This is a genomic window from Amycolatopsis magusensis (assembly GCF_017875555.1).
GTDB lineage: Bacteria > Actinomycetota > Actinomycetes > Mycobacteriales > Pseudonocardiaceae > Amycolatopsis > Amycolatopsis magusensis.
This window is the reverse complement of the sequence record NZ_JAGGMS010000001.1, coordinates 6,917,418-6,939,513: the sequence shown is the minus strand read 5'-3', so window position 1 is coordinate 6,939,513 and position 22,096 is coordinate 6,917,418. Positions and strand designations below refer to the sequence as shown.

The window sequence follows — 22,096 nt, the reverse complement described above, 5'->3', positions numbered from 1 at the left end:
CCCGCGCCGGGTGGAGAAGGCCGCCCCGGCCGCTCACCAGGCGCCGGTGGTCGCCGAACCCAGGTCGCCGGCCACGTAGGTCGGGGTGAAGCTGACGGGCAGGCTCTCCAGCCCGCGCATCCACACCGACGGCCGCCACACCAGCGCCTCGGCGGGTACCGCCAGCGCGAGGTCCGGCAGCCGGTCGAGCAGCACCTCGATGGTGGTCCTGGCGATCACCTCGGCCACCTCCGGCGCCGGGTACGGGCACCCGTGCTCCCCGTGGCCGAACGACATGTGCGCGTGGTTGCCCAGCGAACCCGGGGTGACTTCCTGGCGCACCAGCGGATCCGAGTTCGCCGCGGCCAGGCCCATCACCAGCAGGTCGCCCGCGCGCACCCGCTGCCCGCCCAGCTGCGTGTCACGGGTGGCGAAGCGGCCGATGAAGTTCTGCGTCGGCGTGTCGTGCCACAGCACCTCGTTGAGCGCCTGCCCGACGCTGCCGCGCCCGCCGGACAGGGTCATCGCGAACCGGAGGTCGGTCAGCATCAGCCGGATGGTGTTGCCGATCCAGTTCGCCGTCGGCTGCTGCGCGGCCGCGGTCACCACGAGCAGGTCCTGGACGATCTCCTCCTCCGACAACCCCGACCGCAGCAGTTGCGACGGGACGTCCGCGCCGGGGAAGTCGCGTTTGTGCGCCACCAGCGCGCGCATCGCCGACTGCACCCGCAGGTGCGCGTTCATCGCGTCCGGCCCGACGTCCAGCGAGATCGCCACGTCACGCACCAGCGCCGGGGTCTCCGCCTCCGGCATGCCGTACATCTTCGCCACCGCCAGCAGCGGGATGCGCAGCGCGTACTGCGTGACCAGGTCCGCCTCACCGGTGCCGGCGAACGCGTCCACCAGCCGGTCGGCGATCCGCTCGCAGTGCGCGCCCAGCTCGAACTGGTCCACCGCGGCGAGCGCGTCGCTGATCGCGCCCGCGCGGCGGCGGTGCTCGGGCCCTTCGGTGAACATCACCGACGGGTTGTGCGCCACGTACGGCAGCAGCGGCCAGTCGGCCGGGACGCGGTCCCATTCGTTCCAGCGGCGCGTGTCCCTGGCGAACAACTGCGAATCACTGGTGATCCGGTGCATCTCGCGGTAGCCGGAGACGAACCACGCCGGGATGTCGCCGTCGAGCAGGATCGGCGCCACCGGGCCGTACTCCTCGCGGATGGCGGCGTAGAGCGCGCCGGGGTCGTGGTTGAACTCCGGCCCGTAGAGCCGGACCCGTTCCCCGGGCCAGGCGGGATCGGCGGCGTGGCGGAACTCGGTCATCGTGTGGTCTCCCGGGCAGCGGTCAGTGCGTAGAGGTGGTCGACGAGGGCGATCAGGACCTGCTTCGAGGACTCCCGCCGCCGCGCGTCGCAGTCGATCAGCGGGACCTCGCCGGGCAGCGACAGCGCCTCGCGCACGTCGTCGAGGTCGTGCGCCGGCGGGCCGAAGTTGTTGCGCGCCACGATGAACGGCGTGCCGTGGTGTTCGAGGCGGTCGATGGCGTACCACGAGTCGGCCAGCCGCCGGGTGTCCACCAAAACCACCGCGCCGAGCGTGCCGGTGAACAGCCGGTCCCACAGGAACCAGAACCGTTCCTGGCCGGGCGCGCCGAACAGGTAGAGCACCATCTTCTCGTCCAGGCTGATCCGGCCGAAGTCGAAGGCCACCGTGGTGGTGGACTTGCCCGGCGCGCCCGAGTTGAAGTCCACGCCCGCCCCGGCCTGGGTCATCGTCTCCTCGGTGCTCAGCGGCCGGATCTCGCTGACCGAGCGGACCATCGTGGTCTTGCCGACCCCGAAGCCGCCGACCACGACGATCTTCAGCCCGTGGGACGCCGACCCACGCAGCGGGGTCCGGATGGGCGGGACAGCGGTGGCCGGGTCAGAGATTGCGGAGTCCAACGAGCACCTTCTTCAGGAATTCCAGCTCGGGCAGATCGGTCCCGGGGCCGACGGCGGTGGGGTGGCGGGCGGAGACGCGGCCGGCGCGCAGCAGGTCGGCCACCAGGATGCGGACCACGCTGACCGGCAGCCCGAGTTCCGAGGCCAGTTCGACCACCGAGGTCGGGTGACGGCCCAGCTGCAGGATCCGCGCGTGCTCGGACTGCATGCCGGGGTACGGTTCGGTTTCGCTGACGATCAGCGTGACCAGGTCGAGGTCGATCTCCTCGGCCCGGCTGCGCCCGCCCGTGACGGTGTACAGCCGATCCGGGTTCTCGTCCTCGAGTGGCCCGCGCGTCATGTCAGCGCGCTGGGCTGCGCATGGCGCGGCGGTGCGGTCAGGTACGCGCCGATCTGCTCGACGAGTTCGTCCATGTTGTGCCCGATGAGGCCGACGTCGGCGTCCTCGGCGGCGATCACCGCGAGGTGGGCGCCCTCACCGGCGTCGACGATGAACAGCAGCCCGCCGTGGAACTCGGTCATCGAATTGCGCACGCCGCCGGTGCCGTCGCCGAACTCCGCCGAAGCGCCGTAGCACAGCGACTGCACCCCGGCGGCGATCGCGGCCAGCTGGTCGGCCTGGTCGACGCCGAGTGCGGGGGTGTGGCAGAGCTTGAGCCCGTCCCTGGACAGCACCAGCGCGTGGCGGGCGCCGGGGGTGTTGCGCACCAGGTTCTCCAGCAGCCACTCGAGGCTCGGATCAGTCGTGTTCATCGAGGTTCAGGGCAGGAACTGCCCCGCGCTCCCATCTGCTCATCGGGGGTGGACGGCTCGGGCGGGGATCACCGGTCGGTGTCCGGTTTGCGCGCCCGGCCCGCCTGGTAGGCACCGAAGCGGGAACCGGAGTCCGTCCGCGGCCGGGGGGTGTCGGCGCGCGGGGCGGGGGAGGGCCGGGAAGCGGCCAGTGTCTGCCCGCGCGGCCGCTTGGGCAGACCGGCGCTCTCGGCCTGCTCGATCACGGGCGCGCCGACGGTCGCGGGCTCGGGCAGTTCGCGCGGGGGCTGCCGGCGCGGGGTCAGTTCGATCGGGTCCTGGCGGGCCTGGGTGATCAGCTGGTTCGGGATGCGCAGCACCACGCCGGTGCCGCCGCGCGAGGACGGCCGGAAGAACACGTGCAGGTCGTGCTTGCGGGCCAGGCAGCCGACCACGGCCAGGCCGAGCCGGGTGCCGGTGAGCGCGGTCAGGTCGAGCGGCTTGGTGGTGGCCACCGCCGCCTCGGCCCGGAGCAGCGCCTGCGGTTTCATGCCGAGGCCGCCGTCCTCGATGGTCACCACCACGCCGTTGTGCAAATCCTCGACGTAGACGTGGACCTCCTCCGACGGCGCGGAGAACCGGGTGCCGTTGTCCATCAGCTCGGCCAGCGCGTGCATCACGTCCTCGGCCGCGTACCCGGCGACCGCCGCGGTGCTCGTCGAGTGCACCCGGACGCGCTGGTACGCGCCGATCCGGCCCATCGCGCCGCGCAGCACGCTCTCCATCACGATCGGCTTGGTCCAGCGGCGCCCGGAGCGGGCGCCGGTGAGCACCGCGATGCTGTCCGCGAGCCTGCCGGTCTGCGCGGTGCTGTGGTCGAGCACCATCAGCTCGCCCAGTAAATCCTCGGAAGCCCGGTTCTCCAGCTCGCGCAGGTTGGCCATCATGCTGGTGGCCAGCGCCTGCACCCGGCCGGCGGCGTTCGCGCACGCGGCCGTGGCCGCGGCCCGCCGCCGTTCGCCGATGCTGATCTCCCACACCATCGCGCGCAGCAGCCGCGCGTGGTGCTCTCCCGGCGGACGGGGGATCTCGGCGAACACGGTGTCCGCGGACGCGCCGTCGCGCAGCATCGCCACGGCGGCGGGCAGGGTGTGCTCGGCCAGCTTGGCCAGTTCGGCGTCGTGGGCGTCGACGGTGGTGCGGGCGGCCTGGATCTCGCTCCGCGTCCGCTCGAGCTGCCCGGTGCGCAGGACCGCGACGAAGGCGGCCGCGCACAGCGCCAGCCCGGTGAGCACGGCGAGGGTGACGACCGGCCCGCGCCCGTCGGCCGGGAGCACCAGCACCACCCACAACCACAGCCCGGCGACCACCACGGCGGCGGCCAGCGCGATGAGCGCCGCTTGGCCCGGTCCCCGCTCCGCGCTGGGACGGACGGGCAGCTGTTCCGACATAGCTCAGGTCCTCGTCGTTCGTGGCGGCCGGCGGGTTTCGCGCCGGAGTTCGTCAATTCTCTTTCCGGTCGGACCACATTGTTCAGCCGTCGGCGCGGGCTCGCGCGGAATGCGGAAAATGGTGCTTCTCCACGCTTGTCCACGGCGGGCCGGGCTGACAGGTCAGGGATGGTAGTACTCCGCCGTCACCGGGGCCAGACCGGGTGGGGCGCCACTTTTTCCTTGGGCTATCCGAGTGAAATTGTGAAGTACCTGATCGAGGGAGAACGCGGGGCCGAGCTCGCTGCGCGTATCCGAAAACGGCGAACCGCACAATGCGATGAATGGGTCATTACCCGCCGCATTCACCGGCGCGAGGTGTTCCGTGTACTTATCAGTCCGAAGTGGATGATCAACGGCGCAGGCGGCGCGCGGCGGTTTCCTCGCGGGCTCGGCGCAGCAAGGGCACGAAGTCGCTGCCACCGGTGCCCTTGCCCGCGCCACGTTCGAAGCGGGTGATGTACCGGCCGGTGAGGCCGATGTGCTGCCCCCGCAGCTCGGTCAGCGCCCGCACGGCGGCGTCGTAGGCCTCGGTCAGCGCTGGGTGCCCGGCCGCCGAGGCGCGGGCGCGCACGGACGGGCCGGTATCCAGCTCGCGCAGGAAGCGCCGGTGCGCCCGCGGCATGGACCGGCGCATCAGGCCGAGGAAGTCCGCGGTGAGCGGGTCGTCGTGGGTGATGCCGAGCCCGGCGTCGAAGGCCTGGATCAGCGAGCTCTGCGCGGCACTGCCACCGGCCAGCGTCAGCGGGGGCGTGCCGGTGCCTTCGAGCGTGACGCCGGACCAGCCGGAGAGGAACCGCCGGACCCGGTGGTAGAACACGTGCGGATCGCACCAGCGTTCGATGTCCAGGAAGGCGCGGGTGGTCCGGTCGAGCACCTCCCGCAGCGACTCGAGGCAGGTGGTCAGCCGCTCGGCGTCGTTCTCGGCGGCGGCTCCCTGCGCCTCGGTGAGGAGCTTCAGCCCGGGCGCACCGGCCAGTTCGACACCCGCGGTCGCCAGGTAGAACCACTTCTCGTCGACGCCACCGAGGAAGGTGAGCTGCGTGTCGATGTTGTCCGTGCCCAGCGGCCGGGCCGGGTCGAGGCGGCGCCAGTTCGCGAGCACGATCGAGGCGTGCGCGATGATCGGCGGCCGGTCCAGCGCGGTGGCCAGGCGGTGCAACGGGCGCGCGAGCACGGCCGGGACGCTGGTCGCGGGTGGGTCGCTCGCGTGGACGTGTGCGCCGGCGAGGCCGGTGAGCAGCAGCATCGCGCGCTCGCGTTCGGCCGGGGTGGCCAGCCGCTCCGGCGACAACTCGGGCAGCGCGGCGACGGTTTCGCGCAGCCGCCCGGTCATCAGCAGGGCGCCGATGTCCCGCGCGGCGGCCTCCCACGGCTCGAAGTACGGCGGCAGCGCGTCCAGCGGATCCACCGCGGGCAGGAAACCCCGTTCTTCGCTGATGTCGTAGTCGCCGAGTGCCATGGCCCGATGCTATGAGCCGCCGGCGGGCAGGGGCAGCTGGTTTCAGAGGTGTGAGACGGCGAACGCGGTGAGGAAGCCCGCTACGGTGATCAGGCCGATCCACAGGTGCGCGTCCGCGAAGGCTTCGGGGATCATCGTGTCGGCGATCATCGCCAGGATCGCGCCGCCGGCCAGCGCGGTGATCGCGGCCAGCACCGGACCGGGGACCCCGCCGAGCAGGCCGTAGCCGACCATCGCCGCGCCCGCGCTGATCACCGCGATCCCGGCCCACAGCGCGAAAACGTACTTGGCGCCCCGCCCGGCGCGCCGCATACCGGAAGCGCTCGACAGGCCTTCGGGCACGTTGCTGATGAACACCGCGAGCACGGTGACCGTGCTGACCGAACCGCCGCCGAGCAGGCTCGTGCCGATCACCATGGACTCCGGCACGCCGTCGAGCAGCGCGCCCAGCGCGATCGCCGTGCCCGAACCGGACTGTTCGGTTTCGCTGGGCTGCTGGTCACCGGAGCGCTTGCGGTGCCGGGCGCCGCGGCGTGCCAGCACCACGTTCGCCAGCGTGTAGATGACCGCGCCGGCCAGCGCGCCGATCGCGGTGGCCAGGAGACCGCCGCGTTCGTGGGCCTCGGCGATCAGTTCGAACGAGACCGCCGAGAGCAGCACCCCGCTGCCGAAGGCCATGATCGAGGCGACGATCCCGGCCGGGATGCGGGCCAGGTACCCGAGCAGGGCGCCGAGCAGCAGTGCCGACCCGGCCAGCAGGCCCCAGCCGCCGGCGGCGAGCAGTTCCACCTTTCCCGCTCCTCTCAACGAGTTCCTCCGGAAAACCGTACTCGGCCACCGGGGAAATCGCTGGGCCGCGCGACACCGGACGGGTTAGCTTCGCGACATGAAGGATCTTCCGGACGGAGTCGGCGAACGGGACCTGCGTGCGGTACTGCGCGACTGGGACATCGAGGTGGCCGCGCTCGACTACGCGGCGGTCGGTTTCGGCGACTACCACTGGATCGCCACCGGCGCGGCGGGGCGGCGCTGGTTCGTCACACTGGCCGACCTGGCGCACAAGGTCCACTGTGGACCGGATGCGACCGCGGCCCGCGACGGTCTCGGGCAGGCCATGGACACCGCGTGGAGCCTGCGCGAAGAACGTGGCCTGGCGTTCGTGGTAGCCCCGGCGCGCACACCGGGCGGCGAGACGCTGCGGCCGGCGGGGGAGCGGTACGCGGTGAGCGTTTTCCCCTTCCTGGACGGGGTTTCCGGCGAGTTCGGGGAGGAAGCACGCGGCTCGGTGGTCGATCTGCTCGCCGAACTGCACGGCGTCGAGCCGCCGTCGCGGGTGCCGGTGCTCGACCCGGACCTCGCGTCGCGGGCACGGCTGGAAGCCTCACTCGGAGAACTGGACCGCGCGTGGACGGGCGGGCCGTACGCCGAACCGGCGCGGGCACTGCTGGCCGGACACGCACCCGGACTCCGGGGGCGGCTGGCCGAACTCGACCACCGGATCGCGCGCTTGAGCCCCGATCGGGTGGTGACGCACGGCGAACCGCACCCCGGGAACGTGCTGTGGTCCGGGGAGTCCCGGCTGCTGCTCGACTGGGACACCGTGGGGCTCGCGGTGCCCGAGCGCGACCTCGCCTTCGCCACCGAGGCGGAACTCGAGCGGTATGCCGGGCTGACCGGTCACCGGCCGGACCCGGACGCGCTGGCGTGCTACCGCCTGCGCTGGGACCTCGACGAGGTCGCCACCTACGTCACGTGGTTCCGGGCGCCGCACAGCCGGTCCGAGGACAAGGAACTGGCCTGGACGGAACTGGCGGAGATCGTGGCGCGGCTCGATCAGGTCCGCTCGATGTGAGCGCGGACGTGGGTGCCCGACTGGTCGAGCCAGCCCTTCGAGGCGGCGTAGGAGAGCATGCCGTCGAACCGGGTGGCCCAGTCGTCGCCGACGCGGTCGCCCGCCAGGGCCCGCAGGGCGCCGGTGGCGACGAAGAGGTGGTCGCCGTCCTCGTCGAGCTTGCCGAGGTCGTGCTCGGCGAGCAGGCCGCGGAGCCGGTCACCGGCGAGGTCCGCGCTCACCTCGACGTGGAAGCGGGTGCAGTCGTCGGGATCGGCCAGGTCCGGACCGGAAGGAGCGAGCAGCAGGCGCATGCCTTGACCGTAGTGCGGAACCGGGCCGGGAAGTCCTCAGGTTTGCTCTCGGCCGCACCGGCAACACCGCCGCCCGCGCGGGCTAGGCTCTGCGTCATGATCCGCCACACCGTCGCGTTCCGGCTCCGCCACGCCCCCGGCTCGGCCGAGGAGCGCGAGTTCCTGACCGCCGCGCTCGCCCTCGGTGACATCCCCGGCGTGGAGAAGTTCGAGCAGCTGCGCCAGACCAGCGCCAAGAACGACTTCCGGTTCGGTTTCTCGATGGAGTTCGCCGACCAGGCCGCCTACACCGCCTACAACGAGCACCCCGTGCACACCGCCTTCGTCGCGCAGCGCTGGGTGCCCGAGGTCGAGGACTTCCTCGAGATCGACTACGCGCCACTGTGACCGGACTGATCAGGAATCGAGAAGCGCGGGCCCGCGGGCCTCACCTAGCGTGACTGCCACAGGCGCCAGCCGACGCCGGCGCCGAGGCACCGATGGAGAGCAGATGAGCAAGGCCAAGAGGACGGGCACGCCCGAACCGCACCCCGCGGACAGCCACGACCGGATCCGCGTGCACGGCGCGCGCGTGAACAACCTCAAGGACATCAGCCTGGAGATCCCGAAGCGCCGGTTGACGGTGTTCACCGGGGTCTCCGTTCGGGCAAGAGCTCGCTGGTGTTCGGCACGGTCGCCGCGGAGTCGCAGCGGCTGATCAACGAGACCTACAGCACCTTCGTGCAGGGGTTCATGCCGACGCTGGCGCGCCCCGAAGTCGACGTGCTCGACGGGCTCACCACGGCGATCATCGTCGACCAGGAGCGGATGGGCGCCAACCCGCGGTCCACGGTCGGTACCGCCACCGACGCCAACGCGCTGCTGCGCATCCTGTTCAGCCGCCTCGGCAAGCCCCACATCGGCTCGCCGCAGGCGTTCTCCTTCAACGTCGCTTCGATCAGCGGCGCGGGCGCGGTCACCTTCGAACGCGCCGGGAAGACCACGAAGGAGCGGCGCGACTTCAGCATCACCGGCGGCATGTGCCCCCGGTGCGAGGGCCGCGGCTCGGTCTCCGACATCGACCTCACCCAGCTCTACGACGACTCCAAGTCGCTGGCCGAGGGCGCGTTCACCATCCCGGGCTGGAAGTCGGACAGCCAGTGGACGGTGCAGACCTACGCACAGTCCGGCCTGGTGGACCCGGACAAGCCGATCCGGAAGTACACCAAGAAGGAGCTGCGGGACTTCCTCTACCACGAGCCGATCAAGATCAAGGTCAACGGCATCAACCTCACCTACGAGGGGCTGATCCCGAAGATCCAGAAGTCGTTCCTGTCGAAGGACCGCGAGGCGATGCAGCCGCACATCCGGGCCTTCGTCGACCGGGCGGTCACCTTCACCACCTGCCCCGACTGCGACGGCACCCGGCTCACCGAGGCCGCCCGGTCCTCGAAGATCAAGGGCAAGAGCATCGCCGACGCCTGCGCGATGCAGATCAGCGACCTCGCCGAATGGGTCAGCGGGCTCAAGGAGCCGTCGGTGGCGCCGCTGCTGACCACGCTCCGGCACACCCTGGACTCGTTCGTGGAGATCGGCCTGGGTTACCTCTCCCTCGACCGGCCCTCGGGCACGCTGTCCGGTGGTGAGGCGCAGCGCACCAAGATGATCCGCCACCTCGGGTCCTCGCTGACCGACGTCACCTACGTCTTCGACGAGCCGACCATCGGCCTGCACCCCCACGACATCCAGCGGATGAACAACCTGCTGCTGCAGTTGCGGGACAAGGGCAACACGGTGCTCGTGGTGGAGCACAAGCCGGAGGCGATCGCGATCGCCGACCACGTGGTCGACCTCGGTCCCGGCGCCGGTTCGCAGGGCGGTTCGATCTGCTTCGAGGGCACGATCGAGGAACTGCGGGCCAGTGACACGCTCACCGGCCGTCACCTCGACGACCGGGCCAAGCTCAAGCCCGAGGTGCGCACGCCGTCGGGCGCGCTGGAGATCCGCGGCGCAGACCGGCACAACCTGCGCAAAGTCGACGTGGACATCCCGCTCGGCGTGCTGGTGGCGATCACCGGGGTGGCCGGTTCGGGCAAGAGTTCGCTGGTCCACGGCTCCATCCCGGCCTCGGCCGGGGTGATCTCGGTGGACCAGGGCGCGATCCGGGGCTCGCGGCGCAGCAACCCGGCGACCTACACCGGCCTGCTCGAGCCGATCCGCAAGGCCTTCGCCAAGGCCAACGGCGTGAAGCCGGCGTTGTTCAGCGCCAACTCCGAGGGCGCCTGCCCGACCTGCAACGGCAACGGCGTGATCTACACCGACCTGGGCCTGATGGCCGGGGTCGCCACGCCGTGCGAGCAGTGCGAGGGCAAGCGGTTCCAGGCCGCGGTGCTCGAACTGCGCTTCGGCGGCCGGGACATCAGCGAGGTGCTCGCGATGTCGGTGGCCGAGGCGGAGGAGTTCTTCGGCGAGGGCGAGGCGCGCACCCCGGCCGCGCACGCGATCCTGACCCGGCTCGCCGACGTCGGCCTCGGCTACCTGAAGCTCGGCCAGCCGCTGACCACCCTCTCCGGCGGTGAGCGGCAACGGCTGAAGCTCGCCACGCACATGGGTGACAAGGGCGGGGTCTACATCCTCGACGAGCCGACCACGGGCCTGCACCTGGCCGACGTCGAACAGTTGCTCGCCCTGCTCGACCGGCTGGTGGACGCGGGCAAGTCGGTCATCGTGATCGAGCACCACCAGGCGGTCATGGCGCACGCCGACTGGATCATCGACCTCGGCCCGGGTGCCGGCCACGACGGCGGCCGGATCGTCTTCGAAGGCACCCCGGCCGAACTGGTCGCCAAGCGCTCCACCGTCACCGGCGAACACCTCGCGGAATACGTCGGCGGCTAGCCGAGGGACACAAATGTGGCTTTGGGGGCGTATTCGGCCCCCAAAGCCACATTCGTGACATCGCGCCTACCGGGTGATCCGGTCCAGGGGCAGGTGCAGGACCTGGCCTTCCGGGACGGCGGCGTTCTGTTCGCGCAGGCGGGTCAGGTCGGCGTCCGGGAGGGCGCGGCGGTGGAAGCGGATCTCGTCCAGGTCGCCGGTCCAGCGCTGGGTGTTGTCCAGCCGCTGCCCCACGACGAACTGCCACGAGACGGTCTGGCTGACCGAACCCGCCGGTGCCGGGCCCGCCGCGGCTTCGGTGCCGTCGACGGTCAGGGTCAGGCTGGCGCCGGTGCGCCGCAGGGCCACGTGGTGCCACCGCTGGTCGTCGTACGCGCTGCCCGTGGTGATCGTCCTGGTGCCGCCCGGGGTGGTCATCGTGGCGACCAGCCGTCCCAGCCGGGGTTCGGCCCGCAGCCACACCTGCGGCGCCGTCCCGCCCATCCCGCCCAGCCAGGTCAGCACCTGGTCGCTCTTGTGCTCGCCGTAGCGGAACCAGCCGCTCCAGGTGAATTCACCGGCGCCCGGCGGCTGGGCGCTGTCGTAGGGCACCCGCAGGTAGCCGTCCAAGGTCATCGCCCGTCCGAAGCGGCCGTCCACTGTGGAGGAACCGCCGACCACGGTGGCGTCCGCGTGCCGCCGTGAATGGCCCGGAGTGGACGGTCCGGCCGGGTTCTTCCAGCCCAGGTACTCCTCGTCGAACCGGGCGAACCGGATCTCGTCGCGTGCGTCCACCGGGCCGCCTTCGTACATCAGCCCGATCTCCACCGCGGCGGACCGGGGATCGCTGATCTGCACCAGGTCCGAGTAGCCCGACCAGTCCGACGTGAGCCGCGTGCCCTGCTCCACGGTTTCCCAGCTGCGCCCGCCGTCGTAGGACGACCGGATCATCATCCACCGCCGCCGGTCGGTGTCCGACGGCGACGAGAACAGCAGCCGCTCCGGCTTGCCCGGCCGCTGCAACCGCAGCACCGAGCCCTGCACGATCGGCGTCACCAGGTCCGGGATCGTGGTGAACGGGGTGCTGAACGACTCGCCGCCGTCGCGGCTGATCGCGAACGTCCGGTTGCCGACGTCGGTGCCGCCCTGCTCGCGCCCGGCCGCGTAGACCGAGCCGTCGGCCAGTTCGGCGACGCTGATCTCCTGCGGTTTCTGGGTGTACGTGCCGCCGACCGGGTGCGGGAAGTCGTTCAGCGCACCGATCTTCCAGTTGTCCCCGTGGTCGTCGCTGTAGACCAGCGTCGCGTGATTTTCCACCGAATCGGTGCCACGGGCCGTTTCCGCGTTCACGCCGAACACCAGCCGTCCCGCGTGCGGGCCCTTCTCCAGCTGAATGCCGTGGACCGGGCCCGAGGCGTACCACGCTGTCCATTCCGGACGCTTGACCTGCGCGCCGATGTCCCGCGGGGCCGACCACGTCCGGCCGTCGTCGTCGCTGTGCTGCTGGTGCGGGAACCGCGGGCACGGGATCGCGCAGCCCTTGTCGTCGGCGCGGCCCGCGTTGTAGGTGCTGACCAGCACGACCCGCCCGGTCTGCCGGTCCACGACGGGCACCGGGTTGCCGTGGGTATCCCCGTCACCGGAGTTCACCACCTGCAGCGGCGACCAGGTGCGCCCGCCGTCCTCCGACCGCTTGAGCACCAGGTCGATGTCCCCGGTGTCACCGCAGTTGTCCACGCGGCCCTCGGCGAAGGCGAGCAGGGTGCCGCGCGCCGTCTTCACGATCGCGGGGATCCTGAAGCAGGCGTACCCCGGATCCTGCGAGGCCTTGAACAACACCTGCTGGCCGAGAGCGGGAGCCGCGGTGGCGGGCACCGCGAAACCCGCCAGCAGCAGGCAGACCAGGAGCAGCGCACGCTTCACGGGGTTCTCCTCAGTACGGCGACCCCACGCGAGCCGAGCACGACTTCGTCCAGTACGACCTCGGGGTCTCCCAGGAGATCCGGTGCGGGGACGGGCAGTGGCACGGTGACGCCGGTGGTGTTGTGGTTCAGCACGATCAGGTAGTCGTGCTCGGTGCCGCGGCGGACCACGGCCTGCACCCCATCCGGCAGTCCCGCCAAGACCGGAGCGGCCGACGCTTCCGCGGTGACGCGGTCGAACAACGCGCGCATGCCGTCGGCGTCCGGGCGGGTCGCCAGGTACCAGGCGACCCCGGCGCCGAACTCGTGCCTGGTCACCGCGGGCCGCCCGCCGAGCTCACCACCGGCGAACTCGGCGATCGCCTCGGCGCCTTCGAGTTCGACCCATTCCGACCACACCGTCGCGCCGCTCTCGACCCCGTCGGCGAACCGCACCACGGTCGAACCGCCGTCGGGCAGCGGCCAGAACTCGTCCACCCGCAGCCCGAGGATTTCACGCAGTGGCACGGGATAACCGCCGAGGTACGCGCGGTCGCAGGCGTCCACGATGCCGGAGAAGAACGACACCACCAGGTGCCCGCCGCGTGCGACGTAGCGGCGCAGGTTGGCCGCGACCGCCTCGTCTATCAGGTACAGATTCGGCACCACGACGAGCTTGTACTTCGACAGGTCGTCCGCGGGGTGTCGCACGTCGCAGGTGATCCCGGCGTCGAACAGTGGTGCGTAGTGCACCAGGTGCGTTTCGAGCTGGTCCAGGTCACCGGAGGGGTGGGAGTCCAGCTCCAGCCCCCACCAGCTTTCCCAGTCGTGCAGGATCGCCACGTCCGCGTCGATCCTGGTGCCCGCGAGTTCCGAGACCGTGGCCAGCTCGCGGCCGAGCGCGCTCACCTCGCGGAAGGTGCGGGTCTCCCGGCCGCCGTGCGGCACCATCGCCGAGTGGAACTTCTCCGCGCCACCGCTGGTCTGCCGCCACTGGAAGAACAGGATCGCGTCGGCGCCCCTGGCCACCGCCTGCCAGCTGCCGAGCCGCATCTCACCGGGTGCCTTGGGGCTGTTGCGGTTGCGCCAGTTCACCGCGCTGGGTGCCTGCTCCAGCAGCATCCACGGCTTGCCGTCCTTGAGCGAGCGCACCAGGTCGTAGGCGAAAGCGGCCTCGACGTGGGACCGCGGGTCGTACGGGTCGGGGTAGGAGTCGAGGCTGACCACGTCCTCGTGCGGGACCCAGCGGTGCCAGTCGAGCGATTTCTGCACCCGGCCGACGAAGTTCGTGGTGATCGGCACCCCCGGGGTGAGCCGCCGCAGGACCCGCTGCTCGGCGAGGTAGCAGCCGAGCGAGGCGTCCGAGGAGAACCGGTGGAAGTCCAGCTGCTGCGCCGGGTTCGGGAACGTCGGTGCCACCCGCGGCGGGAACACCTCGGCCCAGTCGTCGTACTGCTGCGACCAGAAGGTGGTGCTCCAGGCGTTGTTCAGCGCGGCGATGTCGCCGTAGCGCTCGGCGAGCCACCGCCGGAAGTCCGCCGCCGAGATGTCGCAGTAGCACGCCCGGATGTGGCAGCCGTACTCGTTGCCGATGTGCCACATCGACAACGCGGGGTGGTCGCCGTAGCGGGTGGCGACCTGCTCGGCGAGTCGCGTGGCGTAACGCCGGAACACCTCGCTGGACGGGCAGAACTGCTGGCGCGCACCGGCGGCCAGCCGCGTGCCGTCCGCCCGCACCGGCAGCACCTCGGGGTGCAGGTGGGTCAGCCACGGCGGGGGAGAGGCGGTCATCGTGGCCAGGCAGACCTCGACCCCGGCGGCACCGAGCTTGTCCATCACCGTGTCGAACCAGCCGAAGTCGTACTCGCCCGGCCGCGGTTCCACGCCGGCCCAGGAGAAGATGCCCGCGGTCACCATGGTCACCCCGGACTCGGCCATCAGCTCGATGTCGGCGTCCCAGACCTCGGCGGACCAGTGCTCCGGGTTGTAGTCCGCGCCGTAGTGGATCTTCCCGAACATCAGACCAGCCCCGATTCGGCGAGCTTCTCCTTGATCTGCAGCAGTTCTTCGGCGTTAAGCGGCAGTTGCGGCGGCGCCATCACCGCGTTGTCGATGAACCCGCGCAGTTTCATGGCCGCCTTGAACGCGCCGAGCGCGGCCGAACCGCGGCCCATGCGCGCCGGCGGTGCCACGTCGGTGATGGTGAACAGGCGCAGCAGGCGTTCCTGGATCCGCCGGGCGGCGTCCAGCTCACCGGCCAGTACGTGGCGGTGGATGGCCACGTAGCCGTCCGGGTCGACGTTGGCCAGCCCGGGCACCACGCCGTCCGCGCCCATCGACAGCGCCGCGTCCACCACCAGTTCGGAACCGGTGAACACGGCGAACGAGTCGAGCCCACGCTCCTTCTTGCCCAGCAACACGAACCGGAACCCGGCTTCGTCGCCGCTGGAGTCCTTCAGCCCGGCGAGCACGCCCTCGGCCGCCAGCCGCAGCACCATCTCGCGGTCCAGCCGGTTGTGCACGGCCACCGGGATGTCGTAGGCGAAGATCGGCAGCTCGGTGTGCTCGCGGATGAGCCGGAAGTGCCGCTCGATCTCGGCCACGTGGGTGCGCGTGTAGTAGGGCGCGGTGACCACGATCGCGTCGGCACCGGCGGCTTCGGCGTCGCGGACGTGGCCGAGCACGCGCAGGGTGGTCATGTCGATGCACCCGGCCAGCACGGGCACGCGCCCGGCGGCCTGGTCCACGGCGGTCTCCAGCACCACGCGGCGGTGCCCGTCGGGCAGGAAGGGCACCTCGCCGGATGAGCCGAGCACGAAGATCCCGTGCACTCCGGCGGTCAGCTGGCCGTCGATGTGCCGCCGGAACGAGGCGGTGTCGATGGTCCAGTCGTCGTGCAGCGGGGTGCACAGGGGCGGGATGACCCCGGCGAATCGCGTGGCGGTCATGATGGGCTCACTCCGATGGTCTCGGCGGGCATTTCCGGGTGGATGCAGCGATAGGTGTGACCGGGCGAGCCGGTGGACAGCGGGGGCAGGGCTTCGGCGCAGGCGCCGGTCGCTTTCGGGCACCTCGTGCGAAATCCGCAGCCGCTCGGCGGTGCGGTGGCCGAGGGCACCGGCCCGCTCAGCACGATCGGCTCGACCGGGTCCAGCAGGCTCGGCGTGGCCGAGAACAGCGCCCTGGTGTACGGGTGCCGCGCCGCGCCGGGCAGTTCGGTGGCCGGCGCTTCCTCGACCACGCGGCCGAGGTACATGGTGACGATGCGATCGCTCATCTTCCGCACGGTCTGGATGTCGTGGGAGACGAAGACCATCGCCAGGCCGAGCTTCTCCCGCAGGTCGATGAGCAGGTTGAGGATCTGCGCGCGGACCGAGACGTCCAGCGCCGAGGTCGGCTCGTCGGCCACCAGCAGCGACGGCTCCAGCGCGAGCGCCCTGGCGATCGCCACGCGCTGGCGCTGCCCGCCGGACAGCTGGCCGGGGACCGCGTCCGCGACGCTGTCCGGCAGCCCGACCAGGGACATCAGCTCCCGCACCCGCTCGGTGCGTGACGCGCCCGTGCCCACGCGGTGCACGTCGAGCGGGTCGCGGATGATCCGGGACACCGCCAGCCGACGGTTCAGCGCGGTGGCCGGGTCCTGGAAGATCATGCCGACGTCCCGGCCGAACCTCCCGGCCCGGTCGGCGGCCCGCATTTCCCACAGCGAGTCGCCGCGGTAGCGCACGGTGCCCGAGGTCGGCCGCTGCAGGCCGACGAGGACCTTGGCCAAAGTGGACTTCCCGCAGCCGGATTCGCCCACCACACCCACGGTTTCGCCGGGGTTCAGCGTCAGGTGCGCGTCGGTCAGCGCGTACACCGAGGCGCGGCCGAACAGCCGGTCACCGGCGATCCGGTGCACCACGTGCACGCCGTCGAGTTCGAGCAGGCTCACGACCGCGCTCCTTCGCTGAGCAGGGCTTCTTCGTCGATCTCGGCGGGGAAGTGGCAGGCCACCTGGTGCTGCATCGCCCTGCCCTCGATGACCGGTGCCTCGGTGCGGCAGCGGGACCGCGCCGCCGGGCAACGGTCGGCGAACCGGCAGCCGTCCGGGAACTCGGCGGGCGCGGGCACCACCCCCTTGATCTGGGTCAGCCGCGCCTGGCTCGCCTCCAGTGACAGCACCGCGCTGAGCAGCCCGCGGGTGTAGTGGTGGCGTGGCGCGCCGACCACCCGCGCGGTCGTGCCGGTTTCGGCGACCTGGCCGCCGTACATCACCACCACGCGGTCGGCCACCTCGGAGACCAGCGCGAGGTCGTGCGAAACCAGGATCAGCGCGAAGCCGAGCTCCTCCTGCAGGCGCAGCAGCAGCGAGATGACCTGCGCCTGGACCGTGACGTCCAGCGCGGTGGTCGGCTCGTCGGCGACGATCAGCTTGGGGCTGCGGGACAGCGCCATCGCGATCAGCACCCGCTGGCGCTGCCCGCCGGACAGTTCGTGCGGATAGGCCCGCAGTGTCCTCTGCGGATCCAGGTTCACCAGCTCCAGCAGCTCGGCCGGGCTGCGGGTGCCGCCCCGCCGGGTGAACTGCTTGAGCTGCGAGCGGATGGTCATCGCCGGGTTCAGCGAGCTGAGCGCGTCCTGGTAGATCATCGAGATGTCGTGACCCAGGTGGCGGCGGCGCTCGGCTGGGCGCAGCGCGAGCAGATCGCGCTGGGCGAACCGGATCTGCCCGGACACCCTGGCCGTGCGCGGTTGCAGTCCCATGATCGACAGCGAGGTCAGCGATTTGCCGCACCCCGACTCGCCGATCAGGCCGAGCACCTCGCCCGCCCGCACCGAGAACGACACCCCGGCCACCACGTCGACCCCGTTGTGCCGGTCGGGGAAGGAGATCGCCAGACTGTCCACTTCGAGCACCGGCGGCCGGTCGTCGAGCGCACGAGCGGTTCGCGAAAGCCGGGTGCCGACCTCGCGCAGCCCCGAAATGGGCAGCACCGGCTCGGTGTTCTCCGCGGCTTCCTCGAGCGCGACCTCCTTGGCCGCGCGGCCCGCCTTGGCGCTGCGGGCCGATGGCGCCGCCCACGCGTCGGAAATGCCCTCGGACAACACGTTCAGCGCGAGCACGGTGAGCAGGATGAGCAGCCCGGGGAAGACGGTGGCCCACCAGCCGCCGATCAGCACCAGGTCCTTGCCGTCGGAGAGCACCGAGCCCCACGACGGGTCGGGCGGCTGGATGCCCGCGCCGATGAACGACAGCGACGCCTCGAACACGATCGCCTCGGCGACCATCACCGTGCAGAACACCAGCACCGGTGCCGCGCAGTTCACCGCGACGTGCCGGATGAGGATGAACCGGCGTTTCGCGCCGATGATCCGCTCCGCGTCGACGTAGTCCTCGCTGTACTGGGCCAGCACGTTCGCCCGCACCACGCGGGCGATCGGCGGCATGTTGACGAAGGCGATCGCGAGGATCAGCACGCCGATGCCGCGGCCGAACACCGCGACCAGCACGGCGGCCAGCGCGATACCGGGGAAGGCCATCACCACGTCGAGGACCCGCATCAGCACCGCGTCGGTCCGGCGGCCCGCGGTCGCCGCGAGCGAACCGAGCAACGCGCCCGCGACCAGGGCGAGCGCGGTCGCGCCCAGGCCGATCGCCAGCGACCAGCGGGTGCCGGCGACCAGCCGCGAGAAGACGTCCCGGCCGGACTGGTCGGTCCCGAACCAGTGCCCGCCCGCCGGTCCACCGGCGTCGGTGCTCAGCGCGTTCGGGTCGTGCGTGGTGAACAGGTCCCCGGACAACGCGACCAGCACCAGCGCCGCCAGCACCCCGGCGGCGATCCACGAAGCGGCGCCCAGCCGCCTGGCGCCGCTCACGCGTGGCTCCGCAGCCGCGGGTTAGCCAGCAGGTACAGCAGGTCCACGATCAGGTTGACCAGCACGAAGCCGATCGCGATGGTGATCACGAAGCCCTGCACCTTGGCGGTGTCGCCGTCCTTGACGGCCTGGATCATGTTCTGCCCCATTCCCGGCAGCGCGAACATCGTCTCGATCACCACGGCCCCGCCGAGCAGGTAACCGACCCGCAGGCCCAGCACGGTGAGCGGGTTGACCAGCGCGTTGCGCAGTACGTTGCGCCCGACCACGACCACCGGCGGCAGCCCGCCACCGCGGGCGGTCCGGACGTAGTCGCGGTCGAGCTCCTCCACCATGGAGGTGCGGATGATGCGGGTCAGCTGCGCCGCCACCGGCATGGCCAGCGCGATCGCGGGCAGCGCCATCGAGTTCAGCCAGCCGCCGAACGAGTCGTTCATGCTGACGTAACCGCTGGTCGGGAACAGGCCCTCGCCCACGGCCAGCCACTGCACCAGCAGCAGCGCCACCCAGAACGCGGGCGCGGCCACCCCGGCCAGGGTGATAAGCCGGATCAGCTGGTCGGGCCAGCGGTCGCGGAACAACGCCGAGGTGATGCCGAGCAGCACCGCCAGCACCAGCGCGATGAGAAGGCCCATCAGGGTGAGCTGCACGGTCAGCGGCAGCGCGGTGGTGATGGTCTCGCCGACCGGCTGCTTGGTGATCACGCTGGTGCCGAAGTCGCCCTGCAGCAACTGCCCGACGAAGTGCACGTACTGCAGCGGCAGCGGGTCGTTGAGGCCGTTGGCCTCGCGGAACGCTTCGAGCTGCTCCTGGCTGACGTTGGCGCCCTCGAACGCGGCCAGCGCCGGGTCGGTGGGGGAGAAGCGCATCACGACGAAGACGAAGAGGATGACCCCGAGCAGCAGCGGCACCAAGGCCAGCACGCGCCCGGCGAGCATCCGCACGATGACGACCACGAGAGCGATCCCTCCGGCTCAGACCGGCTTGGCCTGGTTGAGGTAGATGCCCGGATACCCCTGGGCGCGCACGCCGCTGACCGCCTTCGGGTCCCAGGCGGTGCCGAGCTGGGTGAACACCACCGGGTAGATGACCGCGTGCTCGGAGATCAGGTCGAGCAGCTGCTTGGTCAGCGCGGCGCGCTTGCCGGGGTCGACCTCGGCGGCGGCCTGGTCCTGCAGCGCGAGCAGGCCCTGGGCGTCCGCGTCGGTCCAGCGGGCGTAGGTCTTCATCAGCAGCGACTTCTCGGCGTAGTAGTAGCGGATGAGCAGGTCCGGGTCGTTGCCGAACTGCTGCGGGTTGTTCGTGGTCGCCACCACCTGGAAGTCGGCGCCGGAGTCCAGTTTGGAGAACAGCGCCTTGGTGTCCTGGGAGTCCAGGGTGGTCTGCACGCCGATGGCGTCCCAGCCCTCCTTGATCACCTTGACGCAGTCGGCCACCAGCGAGGTGTTCGAAGTGGACAGTGAGATGCTCAGCCCGTCCACTCCGGCCTGGCGCAACAGGTCCTTGGCCTTCTCCGGGTGGTAACCGAAGTCGTGCACGGCCGGTTGTGAGGAGGGCAGCGCCGGGTTGATGAACGAGGTGGCGGGCGTGCCCGCGCCTTTGAGGCCGATTTCGACCATCTTCTTGTTGTCGATCGCATAGTGCAGCGCCTGGCGCACCAGCTTGTTGTCGAACGGTTTGTGCGCGGTGTTGAACAACAGGAACAGGTTGTTGCCGCCGTCGGCGAACTCCACCGTGCGCCCGGCGGCCCGCAGCTGCTCGGTGTTCGCGGCGGGGATGTTCTCCACGATCTGCGCGTCCGGCGTGGCCCCGGAAATCGCGGCCACGCGCGGAGCGGCGTCCACGATCGATTTCCACAGCATCTTCTGGTACGCGGCCGGGCGCGGGCCGTTGTAGTCGGCGAACTTTTCGAAGGCGGTGTGGCTCAACGGCGCCTGCTCGGTGACCTTGTACGGCCCGGAGCCGACGACCTTGCCGCTGGCCGCGTCCGCCCACTTCCCCTCGTACACGTGCTTCGGCAGGATCTTGCAGGTCTGGATGCGGTCGAGCGCGTAGGGGAACGGGAACTTCAGCACGAACTCGACCGAGCGGTCACCGGCCTTGCGGACCTCCTGCAGCCAGTGCGAGAAGAAGCTGTGCACCAGCACGTTCTCCTTCGGGTCGAGCGCGCGGGCGTAGGTGAACACCACGTCGTCGGCGACGACGGGCTGCCCGTCGTGCCACTTCGCGCCCTCGCGCAGGTCGAACCGGAGCGTGGTGGCGTTGAGGTCGGCCGGCAGGGCCTTGGCCAGCGCGGGGAAGGACTCGCGGGTGATCGGGTCGCCCTCGACCAGCGATTCGTAGACGTGCAGGTTCGCCGCCATGGAGAACGCCGAGGCGGTCTGCAGCGGGTCCCACGACTGGTTGTTGCCGTAGCCGAGCACCGCGGTGATCGAGCCGGTGGAGTCGCCGGTCTTGTTCGTCGACGCCGGTCCGCCACCGCAGGCGGCCAGCGCCGAGGAGAACGCCGCCGCGCCGCCCGCGAGTGCGGAGTAGCGAAGCAGGTCGCGCCGGCTGAACCGGCGCGCGGATCCGATCGGGCTGTGGGGCATGGCGTCTCCCGGTGTGTGCACCAACGGCGATGGTGGTCATCGGACGTGGGATGTCCGACGTGGGCCGAACTGTAGGAGGCGCCGCGCTACCCGGTCAAGGGGTCGCATGACGTACGATGTCCGACGCAACCGGTCGGTGACCGAACGTATCCGAGGAGACCAATCGTGGCGCGTCCCCAGCGCGGTGCCGAGATCACCCGCCAGATCATCGATCTGATCGTCGAGCGCGAACTGCCGCCCGGCGCGCCGATGCCGACCGAGCTGAGCCTGATGGACGACCTCGGCGTCAGCCGGACCTCCGTCCGCGAGGCCATCAAAGCCCTGCAGGCGCTGGGCATCGTCGAGATTCGTCACGGCCACGGCACCTTCGTCGGCTCCGGCGGGCCGGAGGCGCTGCAGACCTGGCTGATGTTCCGTACCCGCACCCGAGGCGACGTCGGGCGGCTGCGCGACCTGCTGGAGCTGCGCGAGATGATCGAGACCGAACTGACCCGCCGGGTCGCCACGAGGCACCGCCCGGAGCTGATCGGCGAACTCGAGGCGTGCGTGGCCCGGATGCGCCGCAAGGGCCCGGACGGCGCGGTGGCCGACCGGGAGTTCCACGACCTGCTCGGCGCGGAGGCGGGCTTCGCCCTCGCCCGCGAGCTGACCGGGTTGTTCTGGGACGTCTACCGCGCCACCGAAGCCGAGGTCGGTGGCCCGGTCTCGTCCCCGGCGAGCACGGCGAAGCGGCACCAGCGCATCGTCGACGCGCTGGTGCGCGGGGACGCCGACGCCGCCGTCGAAGCCATGCACCGGCACTTCGACGAAGTGCGCAAGCGCGCGAACGCGGGCCCCTACGGCGGCTTCGGCGAATCAACTCCGGGTTCGTGACCGGGCGATGCTCACCTGGGGGTGCAGCGGACGTGGTTCCAGGCCCTCCACGTCCAGCACCAGGTACCAGTGCGCGGTGGCGGGCACGGAGATCTTGAACAGCGGGGTGGTCGCCACGCCGCCGTGCATCTTGTAGTACTGCTTGCGCTGGTAGGCGGTGTAGTTGACCTCGGTCAGCAGGCGGACGTTGGCCATGGCGTTGAGGCGCACGGTGATCACCGTTTCGCGCTGCACCATGCCCAGGTCGAAAACTTTGTCGTGCACGGGA

General features: G+C 71.0%; 19 protein-coding genes and 1 pseudogene. 4 read left to right on the top strand and 16 right to left on the bottom strand.

Annotated features, from left to right (window positions below):
• Positions 1–33 precede the first annotated feature (33 nt).
• The 7 genes from JOM49_RS30825 to JOM49_RS30795 form a co-directional block, all read right to left on the bottom strand.
• A complete protein-coding gene (locus JOM49_RS30825) occupies positions 34–1,299 on the bottom strand; it encodes a cytochrome P450 (protein ID WP_209667685.1) in 1,266 nt (421 codons plus the stop codon).
• On the bottom strand, positions 1,296–1,877 hold the full coding sequence (locus tag JOM49_RS30820) for a GTP-binding protein (RefSeq protein WP_282773333.1): 582 nt from the start codon (positions 1,875–1,877) through the stop codon (positions 1,296–1,298). The genes JOM49_RS30825 and JOM49_RS30820 overlap by 4 nt, the downstream gene beginning before the upstream one ends.
• A 22-nt stretch (positions 1,878–1,899) precedes the next feature.
• On the bottom strand, positions 1,900–2,259 hold the full coding sequence (locus JOM49_RS30815) for a DUF742 domain-containing protein (protein ID WP_209667683.1): 360 nt from the start codon (positions 2,257–2,259) through the stop codon (positions 1,900–1,902).
• Positions 2,256–2,672 (bottom strand): roadblock/LC7 domain-containing protein, encoded by a 417-nt coding sequence (locus JOM49_RS30810; RefSeq protein WP_209667682.1) that lies wholly within the window; start codon positions 2,670–2,672, stop codon positions 2,256–2,258. Before JOM49_RS30810 ends, JOM49_RS30815 begins: the two co-directional genes overlap by 4 nt.
• Positions 2,673–2,740: 68 nt before the next feature.
• Entirely contained in the window at positions 2,741–4,102 is a 1,362-nt protein-coding gene (locus tag JOM49_RS30805) for an ATP-binding protein (RefSeq protein WP_209667681.1), read from the bottom strand.
• A gap of 391 nt (positions 4,103–4,493) precedes the next feature.
• Positions 4,494–5,603 carry a PrnB family protein gene (locus JOM49_RS30800; protein WP_209667680.1) on the bottom strand — a complete coding sequence of 370 codons (1,110 nt, stop codon included), beginning with the start codon at positions 5,601–5,603 and terminating at the stop codon, positions 4,494–4,496.
• 42 nt (positions 5,604–5,645) lie between these two features.
• Positions 5,646–6,392: a ZIP family metal transporter gene (locus JOM49_RS30795; protein ID WP_209667679.1), complete on the bottom strand. Its 747-nt coding sequence runs from the start codon at positions 6,390–6,392 to the stop codon at positions 5,646–5,648.
• Positions 6,393–6,489: 97 nt separating this feature from the next.
• Here JOM49_RS30795 and JOM49_RS30790 point away from each other — a divergent pair, with 97 nt between their 5' ends.
• Positions 6,490–7,455, top strand: coding sequence for a phosphotransferase (locus tag JOM49_RS30790; RefSeq protein WP_209667678.1), 966 nt, complete (start codon positions 6,490–6,492; stop codon positions 7,453–7,455).
• On the opposite strand, the gene JOM49_RS30785 is transcribed toward JOM49_RS30790, so the two are convergent.
• Positions 7,437–7,748: a hypothetical protein gene (locus tag JOM49_RS30785; protein WP_209667677.1), complete on the bottom strand. Its 312-nt coding sequence runs from the start codon at positions 7,746–7,748 to the stop codon at positions 7,437–7,439. The two genes, JOM49_RS30790 and JOM49_RS30785, sit on opposite strands and share 19 nt — an antisense overlap.
• A 96-nt stretch (positions 7,749–7,844) precedes the next feature.
• Here JOM49_RS30785 and JOM49_RS30780 point away from each other — a divergent pair, with 96 nt between their 5' ends.
• Together JOM49_RS30780 and JOM49_RS30775 are read left to right on the top strand one after the other, a co-directional pair.
• On the top strand, positions 7,845–8,135 hold the full coding sequence (locus tag JOM49_RS30780) for a Dabb family protein (RefSeq protein ID WP_209667676.1): 291 nt from the start codon (positions 7,845–7,847) through the stop codon (positions 8,133–8,135).
• 103 nt (positions 8,136–8,238) lie between these two features.
• Positions 8,239–10,625: pseudogene (locus tag JOM49_RS30775) on the top strand (ATP-binding cassette domain-containing protein).
• Between the two features lie 66 nt (positions 10,626–10,691).
• Here the strand turns inward: JOM49_RS30775 and JOM49_RS30770 are convergent.
• The 7 genes from JOM49_RS30770 to JOM49_RS30740 are packed head-to-tail and all read right to left on the bottom strand — an operon-like array spanning position 10,692 to position 20,955.
• Positions 10,692–12,527, bottom strand: a complete 1,836-nt coding sequence (locus JOM49_RS30770; RefSeq protein WP_308158933.1) for an exo-alpha-sialidase — start codon at positions 12,525–12,527, stop codon at positions 10,692–10,694.
• Entirely contained in the window at positions 12,524–14,524 is a 2,001-nt protein-coding gene (locus tag JOM49_RS30765; protein WP_209667675.1) for a beta-galactosidase, read from the bottom strand. Before JOM49_RS30765 ends, JOM49_RS30770 begins: the two co-directional genes overlap by 4 nt.
• Positions 14,524–15,453 (bottom strand): dihydrodipicolinate synthase family protein, encoded by a 930-nt coding sequence (locus JOM49_RS30760; RefSeq protein ID WP_209667674.1) that lies wholly within the window; start codon positions 15,451–15,453, stop codon positions 14,524–14,526. The genes JOM49_RS30765 and JOM49_RS30760 overlap by 1 nt, the downstream gene beginning before the upstream one ends.
• On the bottom strand, positions 15,450–16,439 hold the full coding sequence (locus JOM49_RS30755) for an oligopeptide/dipeptide ABC transporter ATP-binding protein (protein WP_209667673.1): 990 nt from the start codon (positions 16,437–16,439) through the stop codon (positions 15,450–15,452). Before JOM49_RS30755 ends, JOM49_RS30760 begins: the two co-directional genes overlap by 4 nt.
• A complete protein-coding gene (locus JOM49_RS30750) occupies positions 16,436–18,364 on the bottom strand; it encodes a dipeptide/oligopeptide/nickel ABC transporter permease/ATP-binding protein (RefSeq protein ID WP_209667672.1) in 1,929 nt (642 codons plus the stop codon). Before JOM49_RS30750 ends, JOM49_RS30755 begins: the two co-directional genes overlap by 4 nt.
• Positions 18,361–19,320 carry an ABC transporter permease gene (locus JOM49_RS30745; protein WP_209667671.1) on the bottom strand — a complete coding sequence of 320 codons (960 nt, stop codon included), beginning with the start codon at positions 19,318–19,320 and terminating at the stop codon, positions 18,361–18,363. The genes JOM49_RS30750 and JOM49_RS30745 overlap by 4 nt, the downstream gene beginning before the upstream one ends.
• Before the next feature lie 18 nt (positions 19,321–19,338).
• Complete coding sequence (locus JOM49_RS30740; protein ID WP_209667670.1) at positions 19,339–20,955, bottom strand: ABC transporter substrate-binding protein; 1,617 nt, start codon at positions 20,953–20,955, stop codon at positions 19,339–19,341.
• 165 nt (positions 20,956–21,120) lie between these two features.
• Here JOM49_RS30740 and JOM49_RS30735 point away from each other — a divergent pair, with 165 nt between their 5' ends.
• The gene (locus JOM49_RS30735) at positions 21,121–21,828 is read left to right on the top strand and encodes a FadR/GntR family transcriptional regulator (RefSeq protein ID WP_209667669.1); all 708 of its coding nucleotides are present in this window, start codon (positions 21,121–21,123) and stop codon (positions 21,826–21,828) included.
• On the opposite strand, the gene JOM49_RS30730 is transcribed toward JOM49_RS30735, so the two are convergent.
• A complete protein-coding gene (locus JOM49_RS30730; RefSeq protein ID WP_209667668.1) occupies positions 21,811–22,092 on the bottom strand; it encodes a DUF1883 domain-containing protein in 282 nt (93 codons plus the stop codon). The genes JOM49_RS30735 and JOM49_RS30730 overlap by 18 nt on opposite strands.
• Positions 22,093–22,096: the final 4 nt, after the last annotated feature.